General features: G+C 69.8%; 3 protein-coding genes. 1 reads left to right on the top strand and 2 read right to left on the bottom strand.

Annotation, left to right across the window (positions count from 1 at the left end):
* Positions 1-2: 2 nt before the first annotated feature.
* Positions 3-299, bottom strand: a complete 297-nt coding sequence (locus tag ACTWQJ_RS48525; protein ID WP_443312756.1) for a hypothetical protein — start codon at positions 297-299, stop codon at positions 3-5.
* A gap of 368 nt (positions 300-667) precedes the next feature.
* On the opposite strand from ACTWQJ_RS48525, the gene ACTWQJ_RS48530 reads away from it, so the two are divergent.
* Complete coding sequence (locus ACTWQJ_RS48530) at positions 668-1,465, top strand: SDR family oxidoreductase (RefSeq protein WP_443312757.1); 798 nt, start codon at positions 668-670, stop codon at positions 1,463-1,465.
* 19 nt (positions 1,466-1,484) lie between these two features.
* On the opposite strand, the gene ACTWQJ_RS48535 is transcribed toward ACTWQJ_RS48530, so the two are convergent.
* Positions 1,485-2,036 (bottom strand): hypothetical protein, encoded by a 552-nt coding sequence (locus ACTWQJ_RS48535; RefSeq protein WP_443312758.1) that lies wholly within the window; start codon positions 2,034-2,036, stop codon positions 1,485-1,487.
* Between the last annotated feature and the right edge of the window lie 1,520 nt (positions 2,037-3,556).

Consider the following 3,556-nt stretch of genomic DNA (forward strand, 5'->3'; position numbering starts at 1 on the left):
GCTCAAAAGGCCAATGGCGAGCTGACGGCCGAAGGCAGCGCACCGCCTCCCTGCGAGCCGACGGAGGTCGTGCGCCGCGGCGGGGGTGCTGCCCGCAAGGTGGGCATGCCCAAGTCGACCCTGCCCATCGAGGCGGCTCGGTGGGCCTGGGCGCGCTTGCTGCTCAGGAACCCCAGGGTGAGGTCGAGGCCTTCGACCTCACCGCGCCAGCCTTCGTCGATCGCGCGTTGGCGGCGGGCCAGCAGATCGGCCTCCAACTCGTCGAGCCGGGGCAGCATCTTGGGATTGATCGACAGCATCGGCCAGCGGATGCAGGCGTGCTCGTGCTGGCAGGGCGTGCCGTAGGGGCGTCCGCAGGAGCCGAGTTCGACCTTGCGTTTGTCGAAGTGCTCCTGGAAGTCGCTCCACTCCTCGTCGGTCGGCCGGCGGTACTCCGTCGGCGGCCGCTTGGCGCGGCGGCGGTCGAGGAATTCGGTGTACTGGGCGATGACGTCCTCGTCGAAGACGGCTGATGGTGGAGTCGGGTATTGGAACTGTCCGAATACCTGCCTGATCTGCGTCCTCGGTCCCTCGTGGTGGCTCAGCCTGCGCCTCTTGAGGGGTGGGCGCGTGATGTGCTGGGGAAAATCGGGTGCTGTGTGTGGGGCGGCCCGCCAGGATGAGGATCATGAGTGGCGAGACGCGCCTGGAGAGGCGGCAGGACGTGGGAGAGTCTGGGCGCCCGCTTGCCCTGGTCACGGGGGCGGGGCGTTCGGCGGGAATCGCAGCGTCCGTGGTTCTGAATCTGGCCCGGGCCGGCTGGGACGTGGCCTTCACGTACTGGACTCAGTATGACGCGCGGATGCAGTGGGGCATGGAGGCCGGGGCGCCCGAAGAGTTGCAGAAGCAGGTGGCGTCCCTCGGGGGGAGAACGCATGCGGTCGAGGCGGACCTGAGCGACCCGGCTGTGCCGGCTCAGCTCTTCGACAGCGTCGAGCGCGAACTGGGGAACGTCACCGCGCTGGTGCTCTGCCATTGCGAGTCGGTCGACTCGGGCCTGTTGGACACCACGGTGGAGAGCTTTGACCTGCATTTTGCGGTCAATGCGCGGGCAACCTGGCTGCTGATCCGGGAGTACGGGCTGCGGTTCCGCGGGCAGCATGGCAGCGGGCGCGTCGTCAGCCTGACCAGCGACCACACCGCCGGCAACCTGCCTTATGGGGCAAGCAAGGGGGCGATGGACCGGATCACGCTGGCGGCCGCTCGTGAGCTCGCCCACCTGGGAGTGACCTGCAACGCGATCAACCCCGGGCCGACCGACACCGGGTGGATGACTGAGGAGCAGAAGGCGGACATGATCCGCTTCACGCCCCTGGGGCGCCTCGGTGTGCCGCAGGACTGCGCGAATCTGGTCACGTTCCTCTGCACAGCAGAGGGCGGATGGATCAACGGCCAGCTTCTGCAGAGCAACGGCGGTCTCGGGTAGCCAAGCGCATGGTCATGACTCACGGGTGCTTCCGGCTGGCGACGGCAGCGGCGTAGGAGCCCCAGTCCCGGGCTGCGGCCCGCTGCCACTTGACGGCGACGGTGATGTGGATGCCCAGGGTGCGGGCGAGGACTGCGGCGGGAAGTCCGGTGGCGAGCTGGAACAGGGCGGTCGAGCGGGTCTGCGCCGGCCGGATGCCGAGCTTGCGGAGCCGTTCGCCCATGGCCCAGGCGCTGATCGGCCGGCCGGGCTGCCCGCCGGGGAAGAGCCAGAACGAGTCCGTGCGGGCGAGGACGGCATGGCTGCGGCGGGCGGCGACCTGCTGAAGGGCCAGGTCCGCGACAGGTTCGGGCAGGTCGACCGGAACGTCGCCGAGGCGGATGCGGACCGCCCCGCCAGCCTCCTCGATGTGATCGACGGTCAGCCGGGAGATCGCCGAGGGCCACTGGGCATAGAGGAGCAACAGCAGGCCGGCCAGGCGGTCTTCGGTGCGGATGGTGTCGTCGTGCAGCAGGCGGCGGGCGGTGGCCCTGCAGGCCTCGTCGTCATGGGCTGGGAGGGGCCGGTCCATTTCACGGCGGGAAAGCTGAGGTCGCTGGCGATCTTCCGCGCCAGGGCCCAGCGGACGAAGTGGCCGGCTTCCCGGCGCAGTCGGGCTTCCCGGCTGGTCAGCCACTGTTCGAGGTCGGCCTGACGGCAGGTGCCGATGGTCAAGCCGTGCTCAGAGAGCCAGTCCAGGAGGATGACAGCCGCTCGGAGGTGCTGGCGGGCAACGACGAGTTGTTCGTGGGTGACCTCTTCGCCGCGGGTGCGACGGCGAAGACGCCGAAGGAGGTGCCAGGTCGCGCATCGGTGCAGGACCTGACGCCCGTCGGCGGTCGCGTGGGCGGCGATGAGCTCCTTCACCACGCGTTCGAGACGGATCATCTGCTCGTCCCGCGTGGGCAGGGCGCCGGTGGCCACGAGGACGCTGCGGATGTGTTCGACGACCTTGCCTTCCGGAAGCTCGTCGAGGGCCTCGTGGTCAACGGTCGACGGCCGGAGCCCAGGTCGGACAGGACCGTGGAGACGATGCCGCCGGACAGCCAGTGGATCGCCGTCGCTGCCCGCTCGGTGCAGGTCAGGGCGTCGTGCAAGGGCCGGAGTCTGGGGGCGACGGCGCCGGAGGGACCGGCGAGGAGTTCGTCGAGCCGATGCTTGAGGACGCAGCGGCGGCCCGTAGCGTTCGGTCTGGCCGCAGACGGGACAGGGGCGCCAGAGCTCGGAGTCCGGTGTCGTGCAGGGTCCGCAGACGGGCTCCTCGGGGGTGCCGGAGTGGACGCGCCGGTGGGAGCCGCAGAGGGTGCAGCGGGCTTCGCGCTGGTCACAGGCCCCGCACCGGGGCTGGCCGGTCAGGCGGGAGAGGGTGCAGGGGGCGGTACGGCCGCAGATCGAGCAGACCAGCGTCAGCAGGGGGCGGCAGTTGGGGCAGATCGGCCCGTCGGACGTACGGACGCTCACCACGCGTCGTTCACCGCAGGCCGTGCAGATCTCCAGGTTGGCCGGGGCTCTGATCAGGCAGTTGGGACACAGCGGCCGTCCCTGGGCGTCGCGGGTGGCGGGCTCGCGGCGGGCGCCGCAGCGTCCGCACTCTTGGACGCGGGACTTGGCGATGCAATTGCGGCAGATCCGCTGGCCGTCGAGCGGTCTGTGGAGACGTACGACTCTCTGACAAAGGGGACAGGCGGGGCGGACGATCCCGGCGACGTCGGCGTCGTGGAGCACATCGATCAACCGGACGATCGCGGGGGCGGGGGCGAGGTGGCCGTTGCCGGTCAGCAGGGAGGGGTCGGCTTCCAGTGACGACAGAAGCCGCCTTGCGCCACTGGCGCAACCGTCAGGACTTTGATCCCAACAACGGCACGCGGGGCGACGACGCCCCGCCGACAGGGACGGGAACACCATGCCGCACATGACCGCCTTCACCAGGAACCAGTGGTACAGCTAGCGCACCTTTCTGACCTGCGCTTGTGTGGGGGCGATGAGGCTGTGACCTGCTAGGACGGGTTGCGGAGGCGATCGGAGGCAGTCAGAGGAAACCGCTCTGATTCG

The sequence above is a fragment of the Streptomyces sp. KR55 genome (assembly GCF_052245645.1).
Classification (GTDB): domain Bacteria; phylum Actinomycetota; class Actinomycetes; order Streptomycetales; family Streptomycetaceae; genus Streptomyces; species Streptomyces flavusporus.